Raw genomic sequence first — 239 nt, forward strand, 5'->3', positions numbered from 1 at the left:
GGTCAATGCACCACCCTGGCGGCAGCGGGCGAAGCGCAGGATATCTTCCGCCAGCCGATGTGCAGTGTCGACATCCGCCTGGCTACGATTCACCAGCATTCGGCTTAAACAGCCTTCCAGCACCAGTTCCATCTGCTTTGCTACCATCGCCGGATCGTCAACTTCCAGTGTGGTTAACAGTTCGTGGGTGAAATCGTAGGCCGCGCTTTTTTGCTGATCGGCCAGTTGATGAATAGGGT

General features: G+C 56.1%; 1 pseudogene. It reads right to left on the minus strand.

Annotated features, from left to right (window positions below):
• Positions 1–239 (minus strand): annotated as a pseudogene (locus SB756_RS34910) (TetR family transcriptional regulator); the annotation flags it as partial.

Origin of the sequence: Pseudomonas sp. SIMBA_068, from assembly GCF_046534705.1 — a bacterium.
GTDB classification, from domain to species: domain Bacteria; phylum Pseudomonadota; class Gammaproteobacteria; order Pseudomonadales; family Pseudomonadaceae; genus Aquipseudomonas; species Aquipseudomonas putida.